At 49.1% G+C, this 22025-nt stretch carries 39 protein-coding genes and 2 pseudogenes; 31 read left to right on the plus strand and 10 right to left on the minus strand.

Annotation, left to right across the window (positions count from 1 at the left end):
• Nucleotides 1-98: 98 nt before the first annotated feature.
• Together ruvA and ruvB are read left to right on the plus strand one after the other, a co-directional pair.
• Entirely contained in the window at nucleotides 99-695 is a 597-nt protein-coding gene (gene ruvA, locus JCM12539_RS10155; RefSeq protein ID WP_054651203.1) for a Holliday junction branch migration protein RuvA, read from the plus strand.
• A gap of 24 nt (nucleotides 696-719) precedes the next feature.
• Entirely contained in the window at nucleotides 720-1733 is a 1014-nt protein-coding gene (ruvB, locus tag JCM12539_RS10160) for a Holliday junction branch migration DNA helicase RuvB (protein ID WP_054651205.1), read from the plus strand.
• A 184-nt stretch (nucleotides 1734-1917) separates the two neighbouring features.
• Here the strand turns inward: ruvB and JCM12539_RS10165 are convergent, their stop codons facing one another.
• From JCM12539_RS10165 to JCM12539_RS10170, 3 genes are read right to left on the minus strand one after another with little or no spacing between them, the layout of a single operon-like run.
• On the minus strand, nucleotides 1918-2316 hold the full coding sequence (locus tag JCM12539_RS10165; RefSeq protein WP_162204122.1) for a site-specific integrase: 399 nt from the start codon (nucleotides 2314-2316) through the stop codon (nucleotides 1918-1920).
• On the minus strand, nucleotides 2297-2425 hold the full coding sequence (locus JCM12539_RS14850) for a site-specific integrase (protein WP_162204124.1): 129 nt from the start codon (nucleotides 2423-2425) through the stop codon (nucleotides 2297-2299). Before JCM12539_RS14850 ends, JCM12539_RS10165 begins: the two co-directional genes overlap by 20 nt.
• Nucleotides 2412-3053 (minus strand): tyrosine-type recombinase/integrase, encoded by a 642-nt coding sequence (locus JCM12539_RS10170; RefSeq protein ID WP_054651209.1) that lies wholly within the window; start codon nucleotides 3051-3053, stop codon nucleotides 2412-2414. The genes JCM12539_RS14850 and JCM12539_RS10170 overlap by 14 nt, the downstream gene beginning before the upstream one ends.
• A 155-nt stretch (nucleotides 3054-3208) precedes the next feature.
• Here JCM12539_RS10170 and JCM12539_RS10175 point away from each other — a divergent pair, with 155 nt between their 5' ends.
• Nucleotides 3209-3796 (plus strand): hypothetical protein, encoded by a 588-nt coding sequence (locus JCM12539_RS10175; RefSeq protein ID WP_054651211.1) that lies wholly within the window; start codon nucleotides 3209-3211, stop codon nucleotides 3794-3796.
• Nucleotides 3797-3973: 177 nt separating this feature from the next.
• Here JCM12539_RS10175 and JCM12539_RS10180 read toward each other — a convergent pair whose 3' ends face one another.
• The 4 genes from JCM12539_RS10180 to JCM12539_RS12840 all read right to left on the minus strand — a co-directional run bounded on the left by JCM12539_RS10180 (nucleotide 3974) and on the right by JCM12539_RS12840 (nucleotide 5321).
• On the minus strand, nucleotides 3974-4363 hold the full coding sequence (locus tag JCM12539_RS10180; protein ID WP_054651213.1) for a hypothetical protein: 390 nt from the start codon (nucleotides 4361-4363) through the stop codon (nucleotides 3974-3976).
• Nucleotides 4285-4533, minus strand: coding sequence for a zinc-ribbon domain-containing protein (locus JCM12539_RS12835; RefSeq protein ID WP_082405480.1), 249 nt, complete (start codon nucleotides 4531-4533; stop codon nucleotides 4285-4287). The genes JCM12539_RS10180 and JCM12539_RS12835 overlap by 79 nt, the downstream gene beginning before the upstream one ends.
• A gap of 57 nt (nucleotides 4534-4590) precedes the next feature.
• Complete coding sequence (locus JCM12539_RS10185) at nucleotides 4591-5010, minus strand: ImmA/IrrE family metallo-endopeptidase (RefSeq protein ID WP_054651215.1); 420 nt, start codon at nucleotides 5008-5010, stop codon at nucleotides 4591-4593.
• Between the two features lie 89 nt (nucleotides 5011-5099).
• Nucleotides 5100-5321: a helix-turn-helix domain-containing protein gene (locus JCM12539_RS12840; RefSeq protein WP_439645139.1), complete on the minus strand. Its 222-nt coding sequence runs from the start codon at nucleotides 5319-5321 to the stop codon at nucleotides 5100-5102.
• A gap of 269 nt (nucleotides 5322-5590) precedes the next feature.
• On the opposite strand from JCM12539_RS12840, the gene JCM12539_RS10190 reads away from it, so the two are divergent.
• Entirely contained in the window at nucleotides 5591-5812 is a 222-nt protein-coding gene (locus JCM12539_RS10190) for a hypothetical protein (protein WP_054651217.1), read from the plus strand.
• Here JCM12539_RS10190 and JCM12539_RS10195 read toward each other — a convergent pair.
• Nucleotides 5809-5997: a hypothetical protein gene (locus tag JCM12539_RS10195; protein ID WP_054651219.1), complete on the minus strand. Its 189-nt coding sequence runs from the start codon at nucleotides 5995-5997 to the stop codon at nucleotides 5809-5811. The genes JCM12539_RS10190 and JCM12539_RS10195 overlap by 4 nt on opposite strands.
• Nucleotides 5998-6067: 70 nt before the next feature.
• Between JCM12539_RS10195 and JCM12539_RS10200 the strand changes: the two genes are divergently transcribed.
• The 4 genes and pseudogenes from JCM12539_RS10200 to JCM12539_RS15610 all read left to right on the plus strand — a co-directional run bounded on the left by JCM12539_RS10200 (nucleotide 6068) and on the right by JCM12539_RS15610 (nucleotide 7426).
• Nucleotides 6068-6280 (plus strand): helix-turn-helix domain-containing protein, encoded by a 213-nt coding sequence (locus tag JCM12539_RS10200; RefSeq protein ID WP_054651221.1) that lies wholly within the window; start codon nucleotides 6068-6070, stop codon nucleotides 6278-6280.
• A gap of 90 nt (nucleotides 6281-6370) precedes the next feature.
• Nucleotides 6371-6763 (plus strand): hypothetical protein, encoded by a 393-nt coding sequence (locus JCM12539_RS10205; RefSeq protein WP_054651223.1) that lies wholly within the window; start codon nucleotides 6371-6373, stop codon nucleotides 6761-6763.
• Between the two features lie 3 nt (nucleotides 6764-6766).
• Nucleotides 6767-7183, plus strand: coding sequence for a hypothetical protein (locus JCM12539_RS10210; RefSeq protein ID WP_054651225.1), 417 nt, complete (start codon nucleotides 6767-6769; stop codon nucleotides 7181-7183).
• Nucleotides 7184-7203: 20 nt separating this feature from the next.
• Nucleotides 7204-7426, plus strand: a pseudogene (locus JCM12539_RS15610) (hypothetical protein).
• On the opposite strand, the gene JCM12539_RS13280 reads toward JCM12539_RS15610, so the two are convergent.
• Entirely contained in the window at nucleotides 7352-7759 is a 408-nt protein-coding gene (locus tag JCM12539_RS13280) for a hypothetical protein (RefSeq protein WP_054651227.1), read from the minus strand. The pseudogene JCM12539_RS15610 and the gene JCM12539_RS13280 overlap by 75 nt on opposite strands.
• The gene (locus tag JCM12539_RS13285) at nucleotides 7756-7899 is read right to left on the minus strand and encodes a hypothetical protein (RefSeq protein WP_156302174.1); all 144 of its coding nucleotides are present in this window, start codon (nucleotides 7897-7899) and stop codon (nucleotides 7756-7758) included. The genes JCM12539_RS13280 and JCM12539_RS13285 overlap by 4 nt, the downstream gene beginning before the upstream one ends.
• 51 nt (nucleotides 7900-7950) lie before the next feature.
• On the opposite strand from JCM12539_RS13285, the gene JCM12539_RS10220 reads away from it, so the two are divergent.
• From JCM12539_RS10220 to JCM12539_RS10320, 23 genes and pseudogenes are all read left to right on the plus strand, one after another.
• On the plus strand, nucleotides 7951-8130 hold the full coding sequence (locus tag JCM12539_RS10220; protein ID WP_054651229.1) for a helix-turn-helix domain-containing protein: 180 nt from the start codon (nucleotides 7951-7953) through the stop codon (nucleotides 8128-8130).
• Nucleotides 8131-8244: 114 nt separating this feature from the next.
• Complete coding sequence (locus JCM12539_RS10225; RefSeq protein ID WP_054651231.1) at nucleotides 8245-8970, plus strand: siphovirus Gp157 family protein; 726 nt, start codon at nucleotides 8245-8247, stop codon at nucleotides 8968-8970.
• Complete coding sequence (locus JCM12539_RS10230; protein WP_054651233.1) at nucleotides 8971-9186, plus strand: hypothetical protein; 216 nt, start codon at nucleotides 8971-8973, stop codon at nucleotides 9184-9186.
• On the plus strand, nucleotides 9173-9931 hold the full coding sequence (locus tag JCM12539_RS10235) for an AAA family ATPase (RefSeq protein ID WP_082405481.1): 759 nt from the start codon (nucleotides 9173-9175) through the stop codon (nucleotides 9929-9931). The genes JCM12539_RS10230 and JCM12539_RS10235 overlap by 14 nt, the downstream gene beginning before the upstream one ends.
• A 498-nt stretch (nucleotides 9932-10429) precedes the next feature.
• A complete protein-coding gene (locus tag JCM12539_RS10240) occupies nucleotides 10430-11617 on the plus strand; it encodes a DEAD/DEAH box helicase (RefSeq protein ID WP_225350351.1) in 1188 nt (395 codons plus the stop codon).
• A complete protein-coding gene (locus tag JCM12539_RS14295) occupies nucleotides 11596-11802 on the plus strand; it encodes a hypothetical protein (protein ID WP_225350352.1) in 207 nt (68 codons plus the stop codon). The genes JCM12539_RS10240 and JCM12539_RS14295 overlap by 22 nt, the downstream gene beginning before the upstream one ends.
• Nucleotides 11803-12345 carry a DUF669 domain-containing protein gene (locus JCM12539_RS10245; RefSeq protein ID WP_054651237.1) on the plus strand — a complete coding sequence of 181 codons (543 nt, stop codon included), beginning with the start codon at nucleotides 11803-11805 and terminating at the stop codon, nucleotides 12343-12345.
• Between the two features lie 14 nt (nucleotides 12346-12359).
• Nucleotides 12360-14663, plus strand: a pseudogene (locus JCM12539_RS10250) (phage/plasmid primase, P4 family).
• A gap of 283 nt (nucleotides 14664-14946) precedes the next feature.
• Nucleotides 14947-15285, plus strand: coding sequence for a VRR-NUC domain-containing protein (locus tag JCM12539_RS12850; protein ID WP_082405484.1), 339 nt, complete (start codon nucleotides 14947-14949; stop codon nucleotides 15283-15285).
• Nucleotides 15269-15481: a hypothetical protein gene (locus tag JCM12539_RS10255; RefSeq protein ID WP_054651239.1), complete on the plus strand. Its 213-nt coding sequence runs from the start codon at nucleotides 15269-15271 to the stop codon at nucleotides 15479-15481. Before JCM12539_RS12850 ends, JCM12539_RS10255 begins: the two co-directional genes overlap by 17 nt.
• Complete coding sequence (locus JCM12539_RS13290; protein WP_156302175.1) at nucleotides 15482-15631, plus strand: hypothetical protein; 150 nt, start codon at nucleotides 15482-15484, stop codon at nucleotides 15629-15631. It begins immediately after the preceding gene.
• On the plus strand, nucleotides 15606-16043 hold the full coding sequence (locus tag JCM12539_RS10260) for a hypothetical protein (protein ID WP_054651241.1): 438 nt from the start codon (nucleotides 15606-15608) through the stop codon (nucleotides 16041-16043). Before JCM12539_RS13290 ends, JCM12539_RS10260 begins: the two co-directional genes overlap by 26 nt.
• Nucleotides 16040-16585 (plus strand): DUF1642 domain-containing protein, encoded by a 546-nt coding sequence (locus JCM12539_RS10265; RefSeq protein ID WP_054651243.1) that lies wholly within the window; start codon nucleotides 16040-16042, stop codon nucleotides 16583-16585. Before JCM12539_RS10260 ends, JCM12539_RS10265 begins: the two co-directional genes overlap by 4 nt.
• On the plus strand, nucleotides 16585-16782 hold the full coding sequence (locus tag JCM12539_RS10270; protein WP_054651245.1) for a hypothetical protein: 198 nt from the start codon (nucleotides 16585-16587) through the stop codon (nucleotides 16780-16782). Before JCM12539_RS10265 ends, JCM12539_RS10270 begins: the two co-directional genes overlap by 1 nt.
• A 123-nt stretch (nucleotides 16783-16905) precedes the next feature.
• On the plus strand, nucleotides 16906-17196 hold the full coding sequence (locus JCM12539_RS10275) for a hypothetical protein (RefSeq protein ID WP_054651247.1): 291 nt from the start codon (nucleotides 16906-16908) through the stop codon (nucleotides 17194-17196).
• Nucleotides 17189-17740 (plus strand): DUF1642 domain-containing protein, encoded by a 552-nt coding sequence (locus JCM12539_RS10280; protein ID WP_054651249.1) that lies wholly within the window; start codon nucleotides 17189-17191, stop codon nucleotides 17738-17740. The genes JCM12539_RS10275 and JCM12539_RS10280 overlap by 8 nt, the downstream gene beginning before the upstream one ends.
• Nucleotides 17727-17927 (plus strand): hypothetical protein, encoded by a 201-nt coding sequence (locus JCM12539_RS10285; protein ID WP_054651251.1) that lies wholly within the window; start codon nucleotides 17727-17729, stop codon nucleotides 17925-17927. The genes JCM12539_RS10280 and JCM12539_RS10285 overlap by 14 nt, the downstream gene beginning before the upstream one ends.
• Before the next feature lie 168 nt (nucleotides 17928-18095).
• Entirely contained in the window at nucleotides 18096-18560 is a 465-nt protein-coding gene (locus JCM12539_RS10295; RefSeq protein WP_054651254.1) for a YopX family protein, read from the plus strand.
• Nucleotides 18561-18701: 141 nt separating this feature from the next.
• Nucleotides 18702-18959, plus strand: a complete 258-nt coding sequence (locus JCM12539_RS10300; protein ID WP_054651256.1) for a hypothetical protein — start codon at nucleotides 18702-18704, stop codon at nucleotides 18957-18959.
• Nucleotides 18960-19202: 243 nt separating this feature from the next.
• Entirely contained in the window at nucleotides 19203-19577 is a 375-nt protein-coding gene (locus JCM12539_RS10305) for a DUF722 domain-containing protein (RefSeq protein WP_054651258.1), read from the plus strand.
• An 888-nt stretch (nucleotides 19578-20465) separates the two neighbouring features.
• The gene (locus tag JCM12539_RS10310; RefSeq protein WP_156302177.1) at nucleotides 20466-20789 is read left to right on the plus strand and encodes a hypothetical protein; all 324 of its coding nucleotides are present in this window, start codon (nucleotides 20466-20468) and stop codon (nucleotides 20787-20789) included.
• On the plus strand, nucleotides 20789-21310 hold the full coding sequence (locus tag JCM12539_RS10315; protein ID WP_439645140.1) for a Kiwa anti-phage protein KwaB-like domain-containing protein: 522 nt from the start codon (nucleotides 20789-20791) through the stop codon (nucleotides 21308-21310). Before JCM12539_RS10310 ends, JCM12539_RS10315 begins: the two co-directional genes overlap by 1 nt.
• Nucleotides 21311-21371: 61 nt before the next feature.
• Nucleotides 21372-21953 (plus strand): KwaA family protein, encoded by a 582-nt coding sequence (locus tag JCM12539_RS10320; protein WP_500778466.1) that lies wholly within the window; start codon nucleotides 21372-21374, stop codon nucleotides 21951-21953.
• The last annotated feature ends 72 nt before the right edge of the window (nucleotides 21954-22025 follow it).

The following is a 22025-nucleotide window of genomic DNA, read 5'->3' on the forward strand; positions in this document are numbered from 1 at the left end:
ACTTTGCCAGCACAGCACATTCCCGCAAATGGCTGCCGGTATGCTATAATCGAAGCCGAACACTTGTGCGTAACGCACAGCTAAAGGAGTACGAATGTATGTATGAATTTTTGCGCGGTAAGATTGTGGATATCACCCCCGCCTACATCGTGGTGGACGTGAACGGCGTCGGCTACCACGTTTTGATGGGGAACCCGTTCACCTTTGACGAAGGCCAAACCGCCACCGTCTACGTCCAGTTAATCATTCGCGATACCGACCAGACCCTGTACGGTTTTGCCAGCCGCCGTGACAAGCAGTTGTTCAACCAACTGCTGTCCGTCACGGGCATCGGTCCCAAGAGTGCGCTTGCCATCCAGGCTAACGCGCAGGGGGATGCCCTCGCCAGCGCGATCGCGAACAACGACGTCGCCTTCCTGACGAAGTTCCCGGGTGTTGGCAAGAAGACCGCGTCACAGATTGTGCTGGATCTGCAGGGCAAAGTTGCGGCGCCGCTCAACGGCGGCCAGCCCGCCCTCGATTTGTCCGCCGGGGCCGATGACGACCTCATCCCGACTTTGCGCGACGCCCTGTCCGCTTTGACTGCGCTGGGCTATTCTGATGGACAGGTGAAGAAAGTCCGCAAAGTACTGGTGGACATGCCAGACAGTTCCACACAGGAATACTTACAAGCAGGATTAAAAGCATTACTATAGTAGATAGTGAGGAGGGGGTAGCCCATGGCAGATGAAAGCGACCGGTTGCTCGATCAGGACGAGACGGCCGAAGACGCGGCGAGTGAGCTGTCGCTCCGCCCGCAAACACTGACACAATACATCGGCCAGCGGCAAGTCAAGCAGCAACTGCAGGTCTACATTCAGGCCGCCAAGATGCGTGAAGAATCGCTGGACCACGTGCTGCTCTACGGCCCACCTGTTGGGGAAGACCACGTTGGCCTGGTGATTGCTAACGAGCTGGGCGTCCACGTCCGCACCACGAGTGGGCCCGCAATCGAGAAGCCGGGCGACCTGGCGGCTTTGCTAAACGAGTTGGAGGCCGGCGACGTCCTGTTTATTGACGAAATTCACCGGCTGCCCAAAGTCGTGGAGGAAATGTTGTACTCCGCCATGGAGGATTTCTTCATTGATATCGTGGTTGGTCAGGGAGCGGATGTCCACCCGATTCACTTCCCGCTGCCGCCGTTTACGCTGATTGGTGCCACCACACGGGCCGGAGCGTTATCGGCCCCCTTGCGAGACCGGTTCGGCATTACCGCGCACATGGCGTACTACGATACCGACGAGTTAAGCCAGATTGTGCGCCGGTCGGCACAAATTTTTCAGCTCCAAATTGCTGAGGACGGGGTACACGAGATTGCGTTGCGATCGCGAGGCACTCCGCGGATTGCCAACCGCTTGTTGAAGCGCATCCGTGACTTTGCCGATGTCGCTGGGGTGCAGGAGGTGGGTGCCGACCTAGTCGACCAGGCCTTGACCGCTTTGCAGGTGGACCGAAAGGGGCTCGACGCTACCGACCGGAAGATACTTCGGCTGATGGTCGAACATTACAACGGTGGGCCGGTGGGTCTGAACACCATTGCGGCGAACATCGGGGAGGAAAGCTCCACGATTGAGGAAGTATACGAACCGTACCTGTTGCAGGTAGGGTTCATCCAGCGGACGCCAAAGGGGCGGACGGTCACGCGGGATGGTTACGCGCACTTAGGGGTGCCGTTTCCAGATGCCCGCGGGTGACAGTGGCGGAATTTATACTGGACCCGGTTTCAAAACGCGGCACGATTTGTTATAGTGGTAGTGTCAATTATTCGTGTTTCGCGCCGTTTCGGGGCGTTGCAAAACGTTGATATATCAGTGTTCTTTGGTTCACGGCGTTTCGCGTTGTTGCATTTTATTCGGTAGATTTTCGGTGAGTTTTTGGTCACAGAATATTCAGACTGTTTACTGCTTGTCGAGTACGATCACGTCCTTCTTTGGTGGCGTGAACGTAGATTTCCATGACTACACGCATAGTCTCATCACCTAGCAAGTTCTGCATGTCTTTCGGGGTGACCTCGGGGTTACTTTCGAAAACAAGCGACGCGAAGGTGTGGCGCAGGCCATGTGTAGTTATGCGTGGCAGCTTACTATCGGGATCCAGGGTGGCGTACACGTTGCGGAGTTGCCAGTCAATGTACTGGCGAGTCAGTGGCTTGTCCTTGGCAACAGTTCTAAAAATGTATTTGCCAGGAACAGATTGTAGCCGGTATCGTCGAAGCAACGGCAGTAGCTTAGCGTTTAGTGGGATAACCCGCCGAACGCTATTTTTTTGTGGGCCCAAGTGTTTGCTTGCCATTTTCGTCAGTAGTCACGGTCTTAGTCACACTGATAGTCATCGCGGCGGTGTCGAGGTCGTCCCAGCGCAGTGCCAAAGCCTCACCGCGACGCATGCCCGACATCGCCACGAGAGTAAAAAAACATCTCCGGCCATATACCAGCTTTCTTGGCCGCTTGTAAGAATTCGGTTAGCTGGTCATGCTCGTAGAATTTTGGCCCGGTATGTTTGTTCGGAATTTTTGATACCGGAGTATCGACATGATCCATCGGACTGCTGTCAATAAAGCCTTTGCTGACAGCGTACCTAAACATTGCTTTTACGTACGACAGAGTCAGCTTGTAGTTAACCAGGTGCTCCGGTAGTTTGTTAGCGTAATCTTGCATAACCTGAGGAGTAGCCTTGTTTACGCGATAATTGCCAATTTGTGGCTTGATATGATTCTTCCACAGGCTCTTGATGGTGTACTGGGTGATAGGCTTGACCGACTGCTTGTGCACCTCAAACCACTTTGCGTATAAATCTTCGACAGTCATGTTATCGTCATACTCCGTCTGTATGCCGGCCGCGGCCATGGCTTTATACTCACGGTCAGCGGCGGCGTAACTGTCAAAGCGTCCACGCGTACGCTCTACCTTTTTACCGGTCAGTGGATTGATGCCGAGATAAATTTTAAAGCCATAAAATTGCTTGCCGGTTTTGGTAGCGTATTTGTATATGTGTGTGTTTGTGCGTTTTGGCATGATTATACCTCCTATGGTAGTATATTGGAGTACACAAACAGCGTTTGCGTGCGTATTAGCTCATCCCTGATTACTTTGGTCGGTAGGGGGATGAGCTTTTTTTATGCTATAATTAAGTGAAAGTATTTCACGTTAAATGATATGAGGTTAACTAAATGAATGTACTGTTACAGGCAATAGTTGCTTCTGGAGCTTTAGGATACTGGAATCTGAACCATCTGCAAAATTCGGGTAAATATTCAAGCATGATGCCAAAGGAACACACTAATTCAGTTCGTGTGTTGTTCGGCCTGTACTACTTTTTAGTTATGACCTTAGCAGTTTCGTTTGTGCCATCATCGTTTGCCAAGTGGGGCATAGTGTCAATTCAGATTTTATCAATGATCATATCGGCGATTGTTGCGAATATTTTTGTATCCATTTGGATTGCGCATCGTGATACCGGTGATAGGCACGATTTAACGGCTCGTGAAAGAGCATTTTCCCAGTACGATTCTGGCGGCTATACACAGGTCGACATCTTCACAATCGACGGTGCACACGTTGCGTCGGGACTGCTAAATAATTACAATGCACTTGCTGGCGTACCAAACGATGTTGTTTTGTCAACCTTACCGAGTGGCTACAGGGCACTAAACACGATTGAGGAAGCAGAAGCAGATTCAATTCATCAAAGTGTTTACTTGGACACTCAGACTGGACTAAAGTATTACATCACTTTTTGGGATCCTGAGAAGGCGTAGCTTTTTTTTGGTTCTGGAACCTTTTTTGCCAACGTTAGGAAGCCCTCTGTTTTCCTTCTTGCTGTCAGGGGTTGTGTACTGAATTTTATCTATGTCCGTTTCCATCGTTTTCTGTCCTCTAATTTTCTTAGTCCATCCCAAAGCTGTCCAGGCGGGGGATGGGCTATTTTTTTGTGCTTAACTAAATTTTGCAAGCGCAGCCTTTGCGTTTTCTTTTTGCCAAGGAATGCCAAGGAGCCGTTTACTAACGGTGTACTTTATACGCTCGCCGTTAGCTTCCACAACCAGAGAATCATTCAGCATACCACTAGACATTTCGATTTTTGCTCCAGGGGCCCAAACATTTTTGCCATTAAAATTGCAAGCCACATTGAGCCCAAAAATGAATACGCCGTCGTCCTCGAAATCGACTAGCACATTTTTGTTGGTTGCTATGGTAGCGATCGGCCCGACCAGAGCGGATGCTAAATGCTGTATTTGCCCGTAAATCACGTTGTCAATAGTCGTTGGAAGCCCAATTGCCTTCTTGTACTCCTTGATGCGTCCTTCTTTGAGGTCACGATACATACTGTTCCCCATAGCTGGTGGTACCGGAGTTTCTGCATTGTACCTTGACTAGCGGCGATAGGTTGGTCAGCGTTCGTAGTCGCGCTGTTGGTCACTGACGTTCCGCAATTAGGGCAGAACTTCGGATTTGGTGTTTCCAATTCATGACCACATTCAGGACAGAATTTCATTTCATTGCCTCCTAATTTTTCCAGCTTTTAACGTCTTCGGGTGTGGACGTATTGGTACTAGCAATTTTCGTAAAATTTTCGGACTGCGTTATAGGTCACATCGTACATATATGAAGGAATCGCAAAGGCATCCAGAAACTCGTCGATGTTGGCATCCTCTGGCTCGACCTCATCAAAGTACATTGGCGCCAGTATATCGATTGCACTTCGATTGGCCTCTGCCTCGATGCCGCGTTTTGCCGTTGGTATGTGGAAGTACACAACACCCGGGTCCTCGTGTAGGACGTGGGCTATTTCGTGTGCGGCTTGGTATGGAATTTGCCTGTGAATGTGCCAGTTATGATTGATCACAATCATGTGAGTGGCTGGGTTACTTCCACAGGGGGTATATGGACTAAGCTCACTCGTGGTCTGCACACCAACGCCGTGGTCAAGCCCATAATTTATTATCCGGGTTAGGTAGTCATCATTTTCCATCGCGTGACCCCCTAAGCAACCGACGCATTAGTTCCACATCTTCAGGCGGGATAGGCCGGCCTTCAAAAGTCATGATGACATCATCGTCGTCAATGTCGACTTGCTTTGATTTCGGCACTGACTGATTTTTTTGTATCGCTTAGCAGATAGTCAACGGTTACACCGAGAACGTCGGCAACAGCTTTTAGTTTATCGGACGAAGGCGCATATCTTTTCCAGCTATAAATTGCGTTTTCACTAAGTCCGGCCTTTAAAGCCGTTGTTTTTAAGTTGTATCCACGTTTTTTTTGCAGATTCTTTAATTCGTTCAACCACAGTCATATCAACATCTCCGGTCCGATAAACAAAGAAAAAGTATAAAATACTAAAATAATCAGTTGACAAAAGTATGGAATACTATTATTCTTGGTTCATCAAGTAATTAGCGACAGCTTAACAAGCCTTTAGCGGTTCGGACTTTGGCGGGAATGACCACTAAAGGATTGACGAAGTTAGGCTATTTGCTATGCCCAAATAGTACGACATTCTATACTTTTTTTTGCAACTACTTGATAAGAAATCATGAAAGGAGGTGAAACACATGGAACTGATTATTAAAGGATCCGCTAAAGATGTAAAAAAAATACTCCAAGCTATCGGAAGTAGCCAGGAGCATTACGAGACAAAAGCACTGATTGATATGGAAAGTGCTAAAAGCTCTTTGGAGAGTTTAGCAAAGGCGCTGTGGGCTATACAGAAAGATCATAAGCCTGTCGACTTCAACAACGTCCTTTCTAGGTTAGGCAATACGAACACCAATTAAAGCCTCCGCATTGCCGAGCTGAAAACTGCCTTGTAGATATCGATTCCATGAGGTTTTCCATCTTCACTACCGGTAGCGGAAGTAAAATCGTTGTTTTTAGCCTCTGCGCTAAGACTAGCTAAATAGGCATTCAAGTATGCCAAAGCAATTTCATGGGCACGTTGCTCTTTATCGGACATCACCATGTTAATCACCTCCTCTCGGAGGTAATTATCGCACAGAACAAATATACAGCACAGAAAGGAGGCAGCTTTTATGCCAGAACAACAGCTACAGGATGCAGCACTTGAGATTCAGATGTTGATTATCCGCAAGCGTAAGGAACGTGGGTGGTCGCAGAAGGAATTAGGCAAACACATTGGTGAGAGTGAGGCCGAGGTTAGCCGCGCAGTCAACGGGACGCTAACGCCTAAGGCCATCGCAGTTCGCCAGAAGATCTACAGCATTTTGGATATTAAGGAGGACTAGTAGAAGAAAGGCGAGACACAATGCAGGAAAAAAATTAGTATAACTCGCGACGAGTTACAGCAGGTCATCGCATCGGCGGTCGCACAAGCGATGGCACCAAATACTGGCGTACGGTCGGCAGGAAAATTGTTCGAGGGCGTAACCATCCAAGCCGAAGAACTACGAGACATTAATGGTCGGTACGATATGACAGCCCGTTTAAATCGCAACGGGCTCGGCGGCCAGACATTCAGCCGGCATCAGTACAACACAACCGACTTTGCCGACCGTCCAGTAGTTGAGAGCACAGGTCCATATATCATGCAAATACATGACAGTCTACGCAAGCTGTCACTGGCACTGTATGGAGAGTCACTTAACCAGCGCATCGAACCGGTCGACCAGGTCGGCATACGACAAGCGTACAGAGAATTTCGTGACCTGTTTTTGAAGCTGTACGAAGCACGTGTGGAGGCAGTGGAAGCTGAAGACAAGGAGGTGTAATCAATGGAAGCATCATTTGGTGAACAGCTACACGAAAAGCGGTTGCTACTGAACCTATCACTGGCCGAGTTGGCGCATGACCTCAACGATTGGTTAGCAATCAACGAGCATGATTCTAAATTGGCATTCAGTAAGAGCATGATTTCTCGCTGGGAGAATGGCAAGGCAGACCCGCAGTTATCCTACGCGAACGTAGTCGATAAATACTTCATGGAACTTGGTGCAGGAAAGGTTAAGGAGGCAATTCTGATGGCACACGAAATGACATCCAAAACTCAAGGAATCGAAGAGGAAACCGAAGTCGTTAATAAAATAATCGACTTGTTAACGCAAAAAGGCTTCACACTCAATAACTTTGATGCGGTTATTGCACGCGTAAAGTCTTACTACGAAAAGAACGCCACTATTAAGGAGGACTAACTATGGATAAATCAGCAGACATGGAAGACTGGAAAACAGAAACCGCACGTGAACATTATCTCCAGTCATTCAAGCGGAACAACCAACCTAATGAACTTTATGAACTTTTTAGCGCCGATGTAGCAGAGTGTGGAAAGCAGATTGTTGAGCTGTTAAAAAAAAGAAGACTTAACGCACGACCAAGCGTACGCAAGTCTTCAATATGCCTACAACATTATTCAGTATCAGGCAAATTTTTTTTGAAACTAAGCTGACGGGTGTTACTTCGCCAAGCACATCAGTGCTGATGAACGGCAGTGAGATACCACCATCGAGTGACCGATAGTTCCAAACAGTATCAGTATCGGGTTTAGCGATTTGTGTACTTTCCAAGTCCAGGTTGGATACCAAAGCAGAAAGTTTTCCAAGCAAAAGCTCTGGTACATCGTCAAAGAAACTATTGCTGATAAGGTTGTCGTCACCAAAATGGAAATTGGATAGTACCTGGTGGCGTATTAGGCCAAATAGGTTGTCTTTCACAGCTAAGTTTGACTTGAGATCATTAACCATCTCGATACCGATTTCACGCTTAATCACTGGTACGCCTGATAGACGTAATAGGTTTCAAAAGTTGCAATGCCTAACTTTGATTTCCAAACCAAATCATGAGCGGACTTAGCCTTTTTATCAAAAATGGTTAAAGCAAACTGTAGAGCCTGTGCATCGTTCCAATTCATTTTATCACCTCCTCTCGGAGGCAATTATCTCACTAGGAAGGACTGATTAACATGGACAAACCACGCTATTTAAACACGTCCGCTGCTGCACAGTACATGGGCGTATCCCGTGCAACGTTCTGGCGGTGGAATCAGCACGAGCCGCTGCCGTCAGTCGTCATCATGGGCAAGGTACTGTACGACACCCACGACCTAGACATGTACGCCAGCAATCACAAAGTGAGGGTATAGCCATGCTAGATTTCAGCACATTATTTTTACTCACGCTAGCACTTGCGGTCATCATCACTGCCGCGGGCGACACGCTATACAACCACATTGAAGGGAGGTGAGCACAATGGAATTTTGGCAAACAAGCCACAGGCGATCTACGACCGCGTGGCGGAGTTACGACTAGCAGCAGCTAAGGATATGTCATACAGTCTATGCGGAGACAACGTCGGCGAGCTGGATAGCGCACAGATAGCCGCCATCGAGTTTCGTATCCTTGACGAACTGGCTAGTGATATCGAAGCAATGGAGCACGAAAAAAAACCGACACGGTCACACCCGTATCGGCAGAATAGAAAGGATATCTATATGACTACATTATATCACCTAACAGCGCAGGAAGAGAAGCTCCGTGCGCTGGGCAACGAAGACACACTAGATCCACACGTGTTAGCTGACACCATGGAGTCCATCCAAGGTGAGATTGAGGACAAGCTCATCAGCTACGTACACGTTGCTGAAGAAGAGAACGCCACCGTGGACGCTATTGACAAGAAAATTAAGTCGCTCCAGGCCCGCAAGAAGTCCCATCGCAATCTCGCTATGCGGCTGATGGAGACCGCTAAGGCGACCATGGAAGCACACGACTGGCAGAAGATTGAGACCGACGAAACGTTAGTCCGCGTCCGCAAGAACCCGACGAGCGTCGACATCGTGGACGAAAGCAAGCTACCCGTCGACACGCTGGTCGAGCACACCGAGTATCGGCCGGATAAGAGTTTGATTAAGAAACGGCTACAGGCTGGCGATGAAGTGAACGGGGCGATTTTGAAGCAGACAACACGACTGGAGGTCAAGTAAATGGAACTACCAGAAACCGATGACATGCTCGTCATCCACACTAAAAAGCAACGTCAGGGTACCGCACCAGTGTTCATCAGTATTCCGACCCATCGAAAGCTGAAAGCCATCGCTGGTGAAACTAACGTCTCCATGCGCGACCTGATGGAGCAAATCGTACAGTTTGGTCTGGCACACATGGTAATCAAGGGCGGTGACGACAGTGCAACCGATTAAATCAGCGTCCAGTCTATCCCGCACCAAAAACTGGCGTGTGTTGCTATATGGCAAGCCCGGCGTGGGTAAGACGACCGCCATCAGCTATCTAAAAGGTAAGACGCTGGTGTTGGATCTAGACGACTCCAGCAAGGTGCTGGCCGGTTTGCCAAACATCGACGTACAACCATTCGACCGCAGCAAGCCGTCGGAGGAATGGAAAGATTTTCTCACCAATCTCAACAGCCGTATCAATGGATACGACAATCTGGTGGTCGATAATGTTTCTGCATTTGAGAAGGACTGGTTTGTGGAGCGTGGCCGAGAAAGCAAGAACGGTATCGGCAACGAAATTCAAGATTATGGACAGTGGGGAAACTACTTCTCGCGGGTGCTTACAACTGTTTTTATGGACGCGCCCATTAACGTCCTGGTCACCGCTTGGGAAAACACGCGCAACATCACTGCCGAGTCCGGCCAGTCGTTTTCCCAGTATGCGCCAGCTATCCGTGACAGCGTGCGTGACGGACTGCTGGGACTGACGGACGTCGTAGGGCGGTTAATGGTCAACCCCAAGACGGGTGGCCGCGGGGTCATCCTGGAGGGCACAGACGCCATCTTCGCGAAAAACAGGCTAGACCACCGGACCAGTGCGCCGATCGAAGAACTGTTTGCGTTTGGAGGTGACGGGGATGAGCAGAGTAATAGACAATCCGCTGTACGCAGTGTGGAACACGATGAGGCAACGCTGCCAAAATCCAAATAACCACAAATATTCAAGATACGGCGGGCGCGGCATCACAATCTGTGATGAGTGGAACAAAAACTTTTGGGCATTCGATTCGTGGGCTAGAGCGAATGGCTACCAGCGTGGGCTAACGATTGACCGAATTGACGTCAATGGCAACTATGAACCTAGCAATTGCCGGTGGGCTGACCAGAAAACGCAACAAAACAACCGAAGCAATAACTTCAGGCTGACTGTAAACGGTGTTACACACACGGCAAGCGAGTGGTCAGAAGTTTCGAAATTCAGTGCGGCGGCGATTCGCGACCGATACGAAAAACAAGGGAGGTCGGCTCACGACTCTGTATATGGTGAAGACCCACGCCCAGTGTTAATCACCATCGACGGAGTTACCAAAAACATGCACGAATGGAACCAAACCATGGGATACCGACGCAACCTAATCCATTCACGGGTGGAACGTGGGTGGGACAATTCAGGCAGTGCTGACACCGCCAAGAAAGGGGAATTATCGGCATGGGTGAGCTTCGGCCATATCAGCAAAAGCTTGTGGACGCGGCTCGTAGATCGCTTGCTTCAGGAAACCAACGTGTGTTAGTTCAGTCGCCGGCAGGTTCTGGAAAGACAGCCACGATGGCAGAGATTGCCCGAATGACTACCGAACGCGGAAACGAGGTTCTGTTTATCGTTCATCGGCGCGAAATAGTTGAACAGGTCAAGCGAACCTTTACGGCGTGGGGCGTTAACATGAATCACTGCTATGTCGGAATGGTTCAAACCGTAACCCGTCGGCTGGAGAAGTTGAAACCACCACAATTAATATTATGCGATGAGGCCCATCACTCGCTGGCAATCAGCTACAAGCGAATATTCGAGCGGTTCCCAGAAGCGTCGCTAGTTGGATTCACAGCAACACCAAGTCGATTATCCGGCAACGGTATGGGTGAGGTATACCAGGACCTAATTTTGGGCCCGAAAGTTGACTGGCTTATCGACAACAACTATCTCGCACCATTTGACTACTATGCGCCAACGTTGATTGACGTTAACAAGTTAAAACGTGACTCCACAGGAGACTTTAGCAATAAGTCTATGGATGACGCCATCAAAGTCAGAGCAATTTTTGGGAATGTTCTCAAGACGTACAAACGGCTTGCAGAAAACACCAAGACAATCGTATACACCCACAACGTACAATCGAGCATTGATACCGCCAAGGCTTTCAATGCCGCCGGTTATCCAGCGGAACAGGTAGATGGTAAAACGTCAGTCAAGACGCGATCAAGGGTAATGAACAGCTTTCGAACAGGAAAGACGCTGATTCTAGTCAACGCCGAACTGTTCGGGGAAGGTGTGGACGTGCCGGATTGTCAGACTGTGATTATGCTTCGACCGACTGACTCACTGACACTGTTTATTCAGCAATCAATGCGGGGCATGCGCTACCGACCAGGCAAACGTGCGGTGATTATCGACCACGTTGCGAATGTATGGCGGTTCGGGCCGCCGGACATGCCGCGTAACTGGACACTGGACAACCGCAAAAAAAACGCACGCGTAAGCAAGACGACGCACCAGCGATTAGGACGTGCCCACAATGCTTCGCGGTTATTCCCGGTGGTGTCACGGTTTGCCCGGTTTGCGGGTTCATCCAGCCGAAGCAGGTCGCTAAGCCACAGGATGTGGACGAGACGGCAAAGCTAAAAAAGGTCACGACCGCCGATTTTAAAATGCAAGTCCATCACCCAGACCGACGCGATCCGGAACAAGCAAATAATTTTGAAGACCTAGCCAGCATCGGCAAAACCCGCGGGTACAAGCCGGGCTGGGCCTACTACCAAGCAAAAGCACGCGGCTTTAAACTGCCGCAGAAAAAGAGGAGAGCATAAATGGCATTTATGAAAGCTGACTACAGCAAAAATCAAGAGAACAGTTACGAACCATTACCGACGGGTGATTACGAGATGATTATCACTCAGGCTGGTGAACGGGCCACGCCGAACGGGGCAGAGTCACTGCAAATCCGCCTGACTGTCCGGAATGACTTGGACGAAGCACTGCCGAACACGAACGGCAAGTACCACAACCGCGTGGTTTTCTGGGACAACTGGCGTCGTAAGGCGACCAGCGAGTACGACCTCGACCAACTACAGTACGTGCTTGACGCGGCCAAGATTCCTGAAGGCACGGTGCTCAATAGCATTGACGACTTTGCCAACGCCATCCTGCACAAGCCGGTGCTGGTGCACGTCAAGAAAGCCAAGAATGACTACAACGGCGAAGTACGCGACATCAATACGGTAGCCCCGTGGGATGTACACGAAACGAAGTTCGCCACCGTACAGCACGAATTCTCGCAGACGGATGAGGCAGCCGGCAGTCAGCAGAACGATGGCGGTATCGACGTCACGGACGACGACTTGCCGTTCTAAGCGGAGGACAGTAAATGTATGAGCAGATACCGGCAGAACTTCAGTCCCTAGCTCAATGGGGGCTGTATCAAAAAAATCTGGCAGCCTGAAAAACAGAAGTATACGAAGATTCCGTACAGTGCGAAGACGGGTACACAGACGTCCACAACAGATAGCAAGCAGTGGGTGACATTTGACGAAGCTAAAACGGCACTGGCTGCATACTCGATGGACGGACTCGGCTTTTTCTTCGCGAACGGGTATATCGGTGTAGACGTTGACCACATTGGCGGTGAAATTGCTCGCTACCGTGACGGCGACATCACCGACAATCAAGCGTATGAATTTATGGCCGCAATGCACAGCTACACCGAGGTCAGTATGTCCGGCGAGGGCATCCACATCATCGGTAAGGGGCATATCCCTGGTGACCGGCGACGGTCTGGTGACGTGGAGATGTACGATTCTGGGCGATTCTTCGCCATGACCGGCAATCGTCTGGGGCCGTACAACGTGGTCACCATGCCGAACGAAGCGAAGTTTAAACGGTTATACACGAAGTATCTGGAACCCAAGAAAGTCATCGCGATCCATCAAGACCGCGATGACGGTGGACCGAACAACATGCCGGCCGACGAGATTGTCGCCAAGATGCTCGCCAGCAAGACCGGCCAGCGTATCAAGCTACTGCTTAATGGTGGTTGGGAGCAATTTTACCCATCACAGTCCGAAGCCGACCTGGCGTTTGCCAACGACTTAGCATTTTGGACGGGCCGCGACTACAGCAAGATGGATGAAATTTTTCGGCAGTCGTCACTCATGCGCGGAAAGTACGACGAGAAGCACGGCAAGACGACGTATGGCGCGGGTTTGCTCAACAAGGCCATCAACGACACCGACCACATCTATCATCCAGAGCGAGAACCGCTGAAATACAAGCTCAACTTCGGACACAAGAAAGATGGCAAACCCAAGGACTTCCCGCCGCACTCGTGGGACGACACTGGTAACGCACAGCGGCTGGTGGATCGCTTCGGTGATGTACTCCGGTGGTCACCAATCGATAAAGCCTGGTATGCGTACAACGGCAGTTTTTGGACGATTGATACGACTGGCGAGCTGGGCAAGATGGTCGACCTGACCATCGACGACTTGAAAAACGAGAAAATCATCTGCCCACCAGAGGTAAAGCCGGAGGACATGCAGCAGAAATGGGCCGCGTTTATGAAGACTAGCCGTCAGCACCGCAGTAAGAACGCAATGGTGGAAGAGTCCAAGCATCGCCTGACCGTCCAACCGGATGAGTTCGACCGCGACAGCATGCTATTTAACGTCGACAACGGCTACATCGACCTAGCGAGCGGCGAGCTCCACGACCACGAAGTTAAGCAGATGTTTAGTCAGCAAGGCAACTTTGAGTACACCGATAAGGTCGACGCGCCCGAGTGGCAACGATTCTTGGAACAGATATTCGATGGCGATACAGCGTTGATTGAGTACCTGCAAAAAGCGCTGGGCTATTCACTCACCGGGAGTACTAAAGAGCAGGTCATGTTTATTCTGCATGGTAAAGGACGCAACGGTAAATCAATCTTTCTGGAAACAGTCTCAAACATCATGGGTAGCTATGCTAAGACCATTCAGGCTGAAACCATCATGGTGCACCGGCAGTCCGGGCCAAATAGTGACATTGCCCGACTCAAAGGCGCACGACTGGTTACGTCGAGTGAACCGAACGAAGGCTACCGACTGGACGAAGGCCTGGTCAAGCAATTGACCGGTGGCGACAAAGTCACGGCCCGCAAGCTATACGGCCAAGAGTTCGAGTTCGAACCGCAATTTAAGCTCTGGCTGGCGACCAACCACAAGCCAATCATTCGTGGGACCGACGACGGTATCTGGCGGCGGCTGATGCTCATCCCGTTTCGGGTGCAGATACCGGACGATAAAGTCGACCGTGACCTCAAGTACAAGCTGGAGCGCGAGTCCATCGGCATTCTCAATTGGATGGTGGACGGCGCGCTGAAATGGCAACGTGAGGCTTAACCGCTCCGGATGTTGTCGTCGAGGCCAGCAAAAACTACCGGTCAGAGATGGATGTGCTCACCGCGTTTGTCGAGGACGTCGGAGAGGTGGGACCGGGATATACCTGGAAAGCCAATGAAGCGTTTAAGGCATATAAAAACTGGGCGAGTGAAAATGCCCAGTACATGATGAGTAGCACAAAATTTGGTAAAGAGATGGCGGACAAATATCCGCGAAAACACACAATGTACGGCAATGTGTACCAAGGTGTGAGACCGATTACAGACCCGCGATTAAATTTTGCCAATAATTAACTTATATTTAATTGTTGTTTAATAATATGAAGGGTACATGAAGGCCCTACGAACGGCTGTGAGCCGCATAGCACCGGGCGCTGAGCCCCTATTATGAACCATATGAAGGGTTACTTCTGAAAGTATTTATAAGTAATAAAAGTATATATATAGGGATACTTTCCGCGATTACCCTTCATATCCGTCATAAAACGGGTTGAACCTTTACAGCGACGCGGGATGCAGCGTGCAACTGACCCTTCATATTGCCTTCATGGGTCGTCATATACGAGGAGGCGTAGCTATTAAGTCAGAACATGCAATTCAGTCGGAGATAATGCTGGCCGTTTCGCGACATGGGTGCACCATTATCCGGACGAATGTCGGCACAGTACGAACCCAGGACGGACGCCTGTTTTCGGCAGGACCGCCACCTGGGTGGCCAGATCTAACCGGATTCCGGCACAGTGATGGCCGCATGATTTTAATTGAGTGTAAAAACGCCCGTGGTCGTCTGCGCGAAGACCAGAAACGCTTTGCGGCGATGATTAAGCGATACCCAGCCGTAATTTACGGCGTGTGTCGGTCAGCAGAGGACGCGGTGAGATTAATCGAAGGAGATAACGATGGAAAAAGTAATTGATACGTATTATCTGGTGAAAATTGGCAACGGCTGGCTTGAACAAATCGAAAGAATGGATGAATCCGGCGCAGAGGGAGTCTTCATTGCCAATTTATATAACCGAGCTGTGAAATTCGGTAAAAAGAAAGCACAGGCACTTGCTGATAAGTGGGACGGCGAAGTGGTCACTATTAATATAACATCGGAGGACAACTAAATGTATGTGGAAGTAAACGACGGCCACAGCCAGCGGGTGACAACCTATCACCGGGCAAACGGCCAGGAAGCTAAGCGGTACGCCGACATCGACGACCTGCAAATCGGACAGGTGGTGGACGCATATGCACAAGCGAATATCAGCAAGTAAACAACAGGAGTACGACATCCGGCACCAGCTATCGCCCGCCGAGCAACTGAAGTGGGACCGCAAGCAGGCGGCCAAGAAGTCGGCTGACGCATACCGCAGACGGCGCGAACAGCTACGCAAGCGGCACGAGCGTGACCATGCGCTGATGGCGGCCGTACACACGATTGAGGACACCTACGGCAGCATCGCGGACGCACCAGCCGGCAGTCCAGAAGTCACGGCAGTGCGGTTGATTGTGGATGCACAACCAGCACCAGCAAAGCCGGTGGTGACACGTGAGATGGCAATGTACTACCGAACGTACAAGGCAATCGGCGACCAGAAGCGGGCAACGAAGGCGCTGGGTATCGGCATACAGACGCTACGCAACGCAATCGTGGCCGTGGAAGAAAATGGAGGACTTGGGAAATGAGCTTATACGCAATTAAAGATGAAGACGGGGAGCTGCGGGACACAACGTGGGACAGTCCAAACATCACCCGAGAATTTTACGCGTACACTGACGTCAGTGTTGATGACGCTACAAGAGAAGCGGCTAAACACCGCGATAGCCGTGTCGTCGAGCTGGTCGAGAAAGCAGAGCCGGTGGAAGTAGGCAAGTACACCGGGGAGCTACTAACTAGTTTGAAGGAGGAAGTTGGCCATGGGTTAACGACGCACAGTGCTAATTATTACGTTACCAAGCTTAAGTGTCAGCACGATATGTCCATCGAAGACATCTTCCGTGCCCTAGACGTCGGCTGGACGGTCAAGCAACCGCAGCGGTGGTACGTCAAAGCACCGGAAGAGTGGGCGGGCGACGAGAAAACGAGTTGGTTATACAAGGGCCTTGATGGCGCTATTAACACCGTGCGCGACAGCTCACGTAGTCGTACTTCTGACGAGCAGTTTACCGCCGAGGAAATCGAGCGATACCGCCTAGGCGGATTCGAGAAAGTGGGGGTAGAAGACTGATGGACGAGGTCGAATATAAGTACTATCGCAAATGCATTAGTGATGCGAAGGACGCCATGTGGGACATTACAAACTCGATTGATCCTGATGGTGATGTGGCTCTCGAAGCACTAGATGATGCAATTACAGATATTGGCGACGCTTTAGATGCCGCAGATAGTGCGCTTGATGATGTGGAGGTGACCGACCATGACTAAAAGTCCTGAAACTAAGGCTTGGCGGTCAGCCGTATACCAAGCCGCAACTGCCAAAGACGTGTCTTTGATGGGCATGTATGGCGAAGTTAGAGTGGGCAGCTTGGCAGTATCGTCCAGTACTTGATGACTGCTGGTGGTGGCCCTCAAACGATTCAGTTACGCATTAATGCACTAATCGACAACACGGTACAGCTGGGTTACGACGAGCACTATCTCTGTCACGGCGATGCTGGACTTCTGGCGGCAAATCGTATTGCTGACCTGAAGGACAAAAGCTATTATGGCGTGCACTATGACGACCTTAAAAACGCACTCGAACAGATTTGCAAAGAGATTGCCTGCCAGGCTGCTGCATGTGGTCTATCGTATAGCGAATATGTAATAGGGAAAATGAAGGAGGCAAATCATGACTAGCATGTGGATGGTGCAAAACGATGACGGACGGTATCTGGGCTGGTCCGAAGAATTCGATACGTTTGAATTTATGGACAACAATGCTGGCTATGCATTTAATCACGACAATGCAGTACATTACATTCGGGCATGTGGCGGTCACCTAGTCGAGATGGTGCCAGCAAAGGCTAAGGTACCCGTGAACCAAGAAGAGGCGGACGTGCTGGAAAAGGCTAAGAATCCAAGGTACCGACCATCTGTCGCGATTACAAGTTATTCCAACGGCCATGGTGGTGCATTACAGGGCAACGACCTTGAAGACCGTCTCATACGTGCCTATGTCAACGGCTACACGGTAGTCGAGCCGACGAAGTACAACGTTAAGGTGCCGCACACGACTGATGGAACGTATTACACGAAGACTTCAGCCGGAATCGGCACCGCTTATCGGGCGGCTAATCACCAGGAAACCCAGCAGTTCACCATGGCCGAAATCAAGCACTACGGCCTGGAGGACTGCGAGCGCGAGGAAATCAATACGGAGGATAGCGATGGTGTGGACTAAATGGGCCGTCACAGTCAATGGCGGTGACCTAGATGACTTTGAGGAGGTCGTATCCGCGCTGGAGGACGAACGGCCAGAATTCCGCCGTGCCTCGAGGGAGCACAGCCATGCTGGGAAAGATGATTCAAATGCCAGCCACAACATGGCTAAGTCACATCATCTACTACGGAGACCGCCAAAAAAATGAATACCTTGGTTAAAGGTGGTAAGTTCCCCGCATACGATGTTGTGGTGAAGCTAAGTCATACTCCTAGAGTGCAACCAACTAAAAAGCAATGGCTCGCCATCACAAATGTCTTTATGTGGACGAAGTATGGTGTGAAGTTTAGTCGGGAAGATGTACAGGAGGTGCGGCATGAGAGAGATTAAGTTTCGGGCGGCGAGCGCGCAGGCACCTGAAGATGTGGTGCGGTGGATATACGGAGCATATGTGAAGCATTTGCCTTATACACCAGCACCCATAGCTAATGGCCCAATTCCAGAGTACGACTACGAGTACGCAATCGTCCACGACGGATTTAGTGATTGGCAGATGCCACGTAACTTGGAGGCTACTCCTATACGCCCAGAGACGGTGGGAGAGTACACCGGCTTGCACGACCGCAACGGCAAGGAAATTTACGAAGGTGATGTACTGCGTGATGAAAATGGCGACCTATACAAAGTCAAGTTTGACGGCGGCCAGTTCCAGCCACTGTTGCGTTATGGTGGCACACAGGTGGCCATCGAGAGCATTGTCGACATGGCAGACTACAGTAGCGTCATCGGCAACATTTACGAGAACCCGGAATTGCTGGGGGCGCGCGATGAGCAAAAATAAAGGCCATTGGCGTCGTTGCGCCTGGTGCTACAAGAAGTTTGTTTGGTACGAAGGAGGCTACGGAATCGATACGGACGTGTATTGTAGCCACGACTGTTACGCGGAAGCATTGGCAGACATCGACCCGTGGGGAGGCTACGGATGGTAGAAACCTTTAAATCGTACATCGGCGGTCTGGTCAAGTCGGCCGCGATGGGCGAATTACCGGACGAGCCACGCCTGTACTACCTCGTGCGCTACTACCCGCATGCCGCACAGCATGACTACTACCTGACGCGGTCAGGACACACACGGGTGGAGCTACCGGGATACCGATATCCGGACGCGCAATGGACGTGGGACGAATGCGAACGCGTGGACAGCAAGCACCAATACAAACGCGTGCTGGTGGAGGAATGATAATGCTAACGTTTTTAAACTTCATATTTTGGCTAATAGTAGGCGTGTTCGCGATTGCCATCATCTCGAGTGTCGCGTTTACAGCCTACATCATATACTGCGTGATTCGAGGTGACGACTAATGCCAGATACACCAGAGGGCATACCTGCGGGAGCGGCGCAGGCGTATGAAGAATATCTAAGAGAGCAAGGTGACTAACTATCGAAGAGTTATCAAAACGGCGTTTAGCGGAGTTAGATGAATTGTTTGAAGACTACCAGACTATCGACCACGATATCCGTGTGCGAGAGTATGAGCTAGATCATCCCATCCCTGAGCAGGACGACAACATCGGTGGTGGACGGTCAACCGTCATTGCTCGACCGCAAGAACGCATTGCCATCAAGCGTGACGATGACCGACGGCTACAGTATCTGTATAAGCTAAAGCGGGACTGCCACGCTGTGATTGCGGCGATGGACGAGAGCCAGTACAGCCTGTACCAGCTACGCTATCAGCACTGTGGTTACTATAGTTGGGCAGAAGTAGCCGACCAACTGCATATAGGCAGGTCAGCAGTGTACCGAAAGCGATTCGCACTGCTAAGCCTGCTAGCAAAGCAACGCGGAATAATTTAGTGGTTTTAACATTTTGGGACAAAAACAGGTGGTATTCCCACTGATAAACGATTTAAATTGTAGTATAGGCATTTGAGATTGAGGCATAACAGTCATGCAGCTCACCACCTAATGCCTAGTGCGTGTGCATCGGAAGCCATCATATAGCAGCGGTTCGAGTCCGCTGGCACGCATAGTAATAACACAGTTGGTAAACCAAACGTGTGCATACATGCTGACGCGTGCGGTGGAATGAAGCGCAGAGATAGCACTACGCGAAGTGCTATGAAAGCTGCCACAACCAGGCTCGGAAACCATCGCCTGGACAGCAAGTGCAATCGTAGCTCAGCTGGCAGAGCCAGAAAGCCTTTAGAGTGGCTGAAAGGTCGCGGGTTCGAGTCCCGTCGGTTGCATATCCGCTTATCCTTCAGTGGGTACGAACGGAAAACAAACCATGCGGCTCACGACTGGAAGAACCCCGCGAAAAATGGAAAAGGAGCCAGTCATCCTTAATACATTGGCCATGTTTGGTGGTATCTTGGCCATTATGCGAGCAGCAGACAAGGGAAGGCATTGATACCGGTTACTGGACGGTGCAACTCCGTCCGCTCGCTTTGTACTAGTTGACTTGCAAACTAATGTTTGTATATAATGCCAGTACATCCAAATATTGTTTGTTGGTGATGGGGACCCACCCACCACCATTTTTGCTATACTGAGGTCACAAACAATGTTTGGAGGTAACAAATATGGAACTTGAGGGGCTTGATAATTTATATCAGCAGGCAAGGACACTTAAGAAAACACACGATTATATCGGCAATGTAGAACTGTATTTATTACGGTATCGAACCCGAACCAATAAAAAAAACTCACCAAAAGGAATATTTCCCGTCCTTTTATGCTCCATTGACTGAACCTGGCGTTCAAGAAGCGCTGTTAGAAAATTTTATTAGTTCAGAAACTACCTATGAAGGATCAGATTTGTCGAATTATGCATTCAATGGTGGGGAAGCTGATTCTGTTTCATATCTGACTAAAGGTGATTATTCTAACATCAATAATTTAGTAGATTTGTTGGTTGCTAAAAATGACTTTCAGACTGACCTAAGAAAGCTAACTATCAATGCTTTGAAATGCTACATCGTCAGAATTGCGCTTCCTAATAACGAATACATGTACTTTTTTGGGGGTATAAAGAATTATTCTCAGCTTCAGAAAAAAAAGGAATAATTGTTCATAAATCCATAAACGATTCAAAACTAAAGAAATTCGATTTGAATAATACTATTGGTTTTAGCTTAGGCGTTTCACTGATTCTGTATAATGATATTTTATATGTTGCCAATGTGAAAAGCTTTGAGACCTTCTTTAGGATGTCCGAATATTATAAGACGGAGTCGGAAAACATTATTGACACTGTTCTTCAGGGAAGCAAAATCCAAGAAGACACCCTCGTTGGTTTGCGAACAGTCACGAGAAAAGATTCAGTAATTGCAAAGTCAGTTTCTAAATTGAAGTTCAGAGCCGAGAGGGTCAATAAGTTGTTCGATGCTCTTAACGATACAGTGTTTAAAACTGTTATGAGCGATAAAGTATTTATCAATTCATTTCATCACGTAATGTTTGAAAATGATCTCTTGAAGGTTAAAGATCCAACAGATAAAAAGCAAATTAAAGAATTGATCAGGTTTATCGCAGATACAGCACAAAAGTCGCCGATTACTGATGAGTCATCTGTGGGAAAATTTTAGCATTAGCGGTCAGCCGTTTCTAGAGGGGCTAATCATTATGAATTTTTTTTGGAAATGGTCAATGTATATCATGTCTTATGTGCCACTATACGTATTAATCTGCATACAACATGCCAGAATATTAATAGGCATGTGGGATTGTCGCGATAACTTTTCCGCTTTTGCTTTGCATCATGTTTATGGAGTAGTCACCATGTTCGTGATGATTGTTTTGCTAAGTTGGTCAGCGATTGTTTATTCTCTGATTATCCATGCAAGAACAATCAGTAATGAACCAATTGGTAAGTATGAAGACGCAGGAGAAGGAACTTTAAATTATCTTGCAACCTTCATTGTTCCAATGATATCGTTAGATATTTCAGATCCTTCGACTCTTGTGGCAAATCTTATTTTGTTCTTAATTTTGGGACAATTATATACTATGGGAGATTTGCTTTACTTGAATCCAGTTTTCACATTGTTTGGATACCACGTTATTCGGGATACAAACAATAAAAGCATTCTTTTTAGTAAGCTCACTATTTCAGAGCTACATGATTACGGCAAAAGTGATTTGAACCAAGTGCAAGTTTCTATTTTAGGTTACACAGGTATAAAGATATTGAGAAAGGTAATTGAAAACGAGAAAACAATACAGGAATAATTCACTAACTTGTTTTATTTACGCAAGCACTCCACCAAACGGTGAGGTGCTATTTTTATATATAATTTCAGA

Origin of the sequence: Lacticaseibacillus pantheris DSM 15945 = JCM 12539 = NBRC 106106 (assembly GCF_001311175.1) — a bacterium.
GTDB classification, from domain to species: domain Bacteria; phylum Bacillota; class Bacilli; order Lactobacillales; family Lactobacillaceae; genus Lacticaseibacillus; species Lacticaseibacillus pantheris.

Coding starts and splice junctions, on each gene's coding strand:
- ruvA (WP_054651203.1), top strand. CDS start 99: ATGTATGAATTTTTGCGCGGTAAGATTGTGGATATCACCCCCGCCTAC.
- ruvB (WP_054651205.1), top strand. CDS start 720: ATGGCAGATGAAAGCGACCGGTTGCTCGATCAGGACGAGACGGCCGAA.
- JCM12539_RS14850 (WP_162204124.1), bottom strand. CDS start 2,425: ATGCGTCGCGGTGAGGCTTTGGCACTGCGCTGGGACGACCTCGACACC.
- JCM12539_RS10170 (WP_054651209.1), bottom strand. CDS start 3,053: ATGCCAAAACGCACAAACACACACATATACAAATACGCTACCAAAACC.
- JCM12539_RS10175 (WP_054651211.1), top strand. CDS start 3,209: ATGAATGTACTGTTACAGGCAATAGTTGCTTCTGGAGCTTTAGGATAC.
- JCM12539_RS10180 (WP_054651213.1), bottom strand. CDS start 4,363: ATGTATCGTGACCTCAAAGAAGGACGCATCAAGGAGTACAAGAAGGCA.
- JCM12539_RS12835 (WP_082405480.1), bottom strand. CDS start 4,533: ATGAAATTCTGTCCTGAATGTGGTCATGAATTGGAAACACCAAATCCG.
- JCM12539_RS10185 (WP_054651215.1), bottom strand. CDS start 5,010: ATGGAAAATGATGACTACCTAACCCGGATAATAAATTATGGGCTTGAC.
- JCM12539_RS10190 (WP_054651217.1), top strand. CDS start 5,591: ATGGAACTGATTATTAAAGGATCCGCTAAAGATGTAAAAAAAATACTC.
- JCM12539_RS10195 (WP_054651219.1), bottom strand. CDS start 5,997: ATGGTGATGTCCGATAAAGAGCAACGTGCCCATGAAATTGCTTTGGCA.
- JCM12539_RS10200 (WP_054651221.1), top strand. CDS start 6,068: ATGCCAGAACAACAGCTACAGGATGCAGCACTTGAGATTCAGATGTTG.
- JCM12539_RS10205 (WP_054651223.1), top strand. CDS start 6,371: ATGGCACCAAATACTGGCGTACGGTCGGCAGGAAAATTGTTCGAGGGC.
- JCM12539_RS10210 (WP_054651225.1), top strand. CDS start 6,767: ATGGAAGCATCATTTGGTGAACAGCTACACGAAAAGCGGTTGCTACTG.
- JCM12539_RS13285 (WP_156302174.1), bottom strand. CDS start 7,899: ATGAATTGGAACGATGCACAGGCTCTACAGTTTGCTTTAACCATTTTT.
- JCM12539_RS10220 (WP_054651229.1), top strand. CDS start 7,951: ATGGACAAACCACGCTATTTAAACACGTCCGCTGCTGCACAGTACATG.
- JCM12539_RS10230 (WP_054651233.1), top strand. CDS start 8,971: ATGGAACTACCAGAAACCGATGACATGCTCGTCATCCACACTAAAAAG.
- JCM12539_RS10240 (WP_225350351.1), top strand. CDS start 10,430: ATGGGTGAGCTTCGGCCATATCAGCAAAAGCTTGTGGACGCGGCTCGT.
- JCM12539_RS10245 (WP_054651237.1), top strand. CDS start 11,803: ATGGCATTTATGAAAGCTGACTACAGCAAAAATCAAGAGAACAGTTAC.
- JCM12539_RS10255 (WP_054651239.1), top strand. CDS start 15,269: ATGGAAAAAGTAATTGATACGTATTATCTGGTGAAAATTGGCAACGGC.
- JCM12539_RS13290 (WP_156302175.1), top strand. CDS start 15,482: ATGTATGTGGAAGTAAACGACGGCCACAGCCAGCGGGTGACAACCTAT.
- JCM12539_RS10260 (WP_054651241.1), top strand. CDS start 15,606: ATGCACAAGCGAATATCAGCAAGTAAACAACAGGAGTACGACATCCGG.
- JCM12539_RS10265 (WP_054651243.1), top strand. CDS start 16,040: ATGAGCTTATACGCAATTAAAGATGAAGACGGGGAGCTGCGGGACACA.
- JCM12539_RS10270 (WP_054651245.1), top strand. CDS start 16,585: ATGGACGAGGTCGAATATAAGTACTATCGCAAATGCATTAGTGATGCG.
- JCM12539_RS10275 (WP_054651247.1), top strand. CDS start 16,906: ATGACTGCTGGTGGTGGCCCTCAAACGATTCAGTTACGCATTAATGCA.
- JCM12539_RS10280 (WP_054651249.1), top strand. CDS start 17,189: ATGACTAGCATGTGGATGGTGCAAAACGATGACGGACGGTATCTGGGC.
- JCM12539_RS10285 (WP_054651251.1), top strand. CDS start 17,727: ATGGTGTGGACTAAATGGGCCGTCACAGTCAATGGCGGTGACCTAGAT.
- JCM12539_RS10295 (WP_054651254.1), top strand. CDS start 18,096: ATGAGAGAGATTAAGTTTCGGGCGGCGAGCGCGCAGGCACCTGAAGAT.
- JCM12539_RS10300 (WP_054651256.1), top strand. CDS start 18,702: ATGGTAGAAACCTTTAAATCGTACATCGGCGGTCTGGTCAAGTCGGCC.
- JCM12539_RS10320 (WP_500778466.1), top strand. CDS start 21,372: ATGTATATCATGTCTTATGTGCCACTATACGTATTAATCTGCATACAA.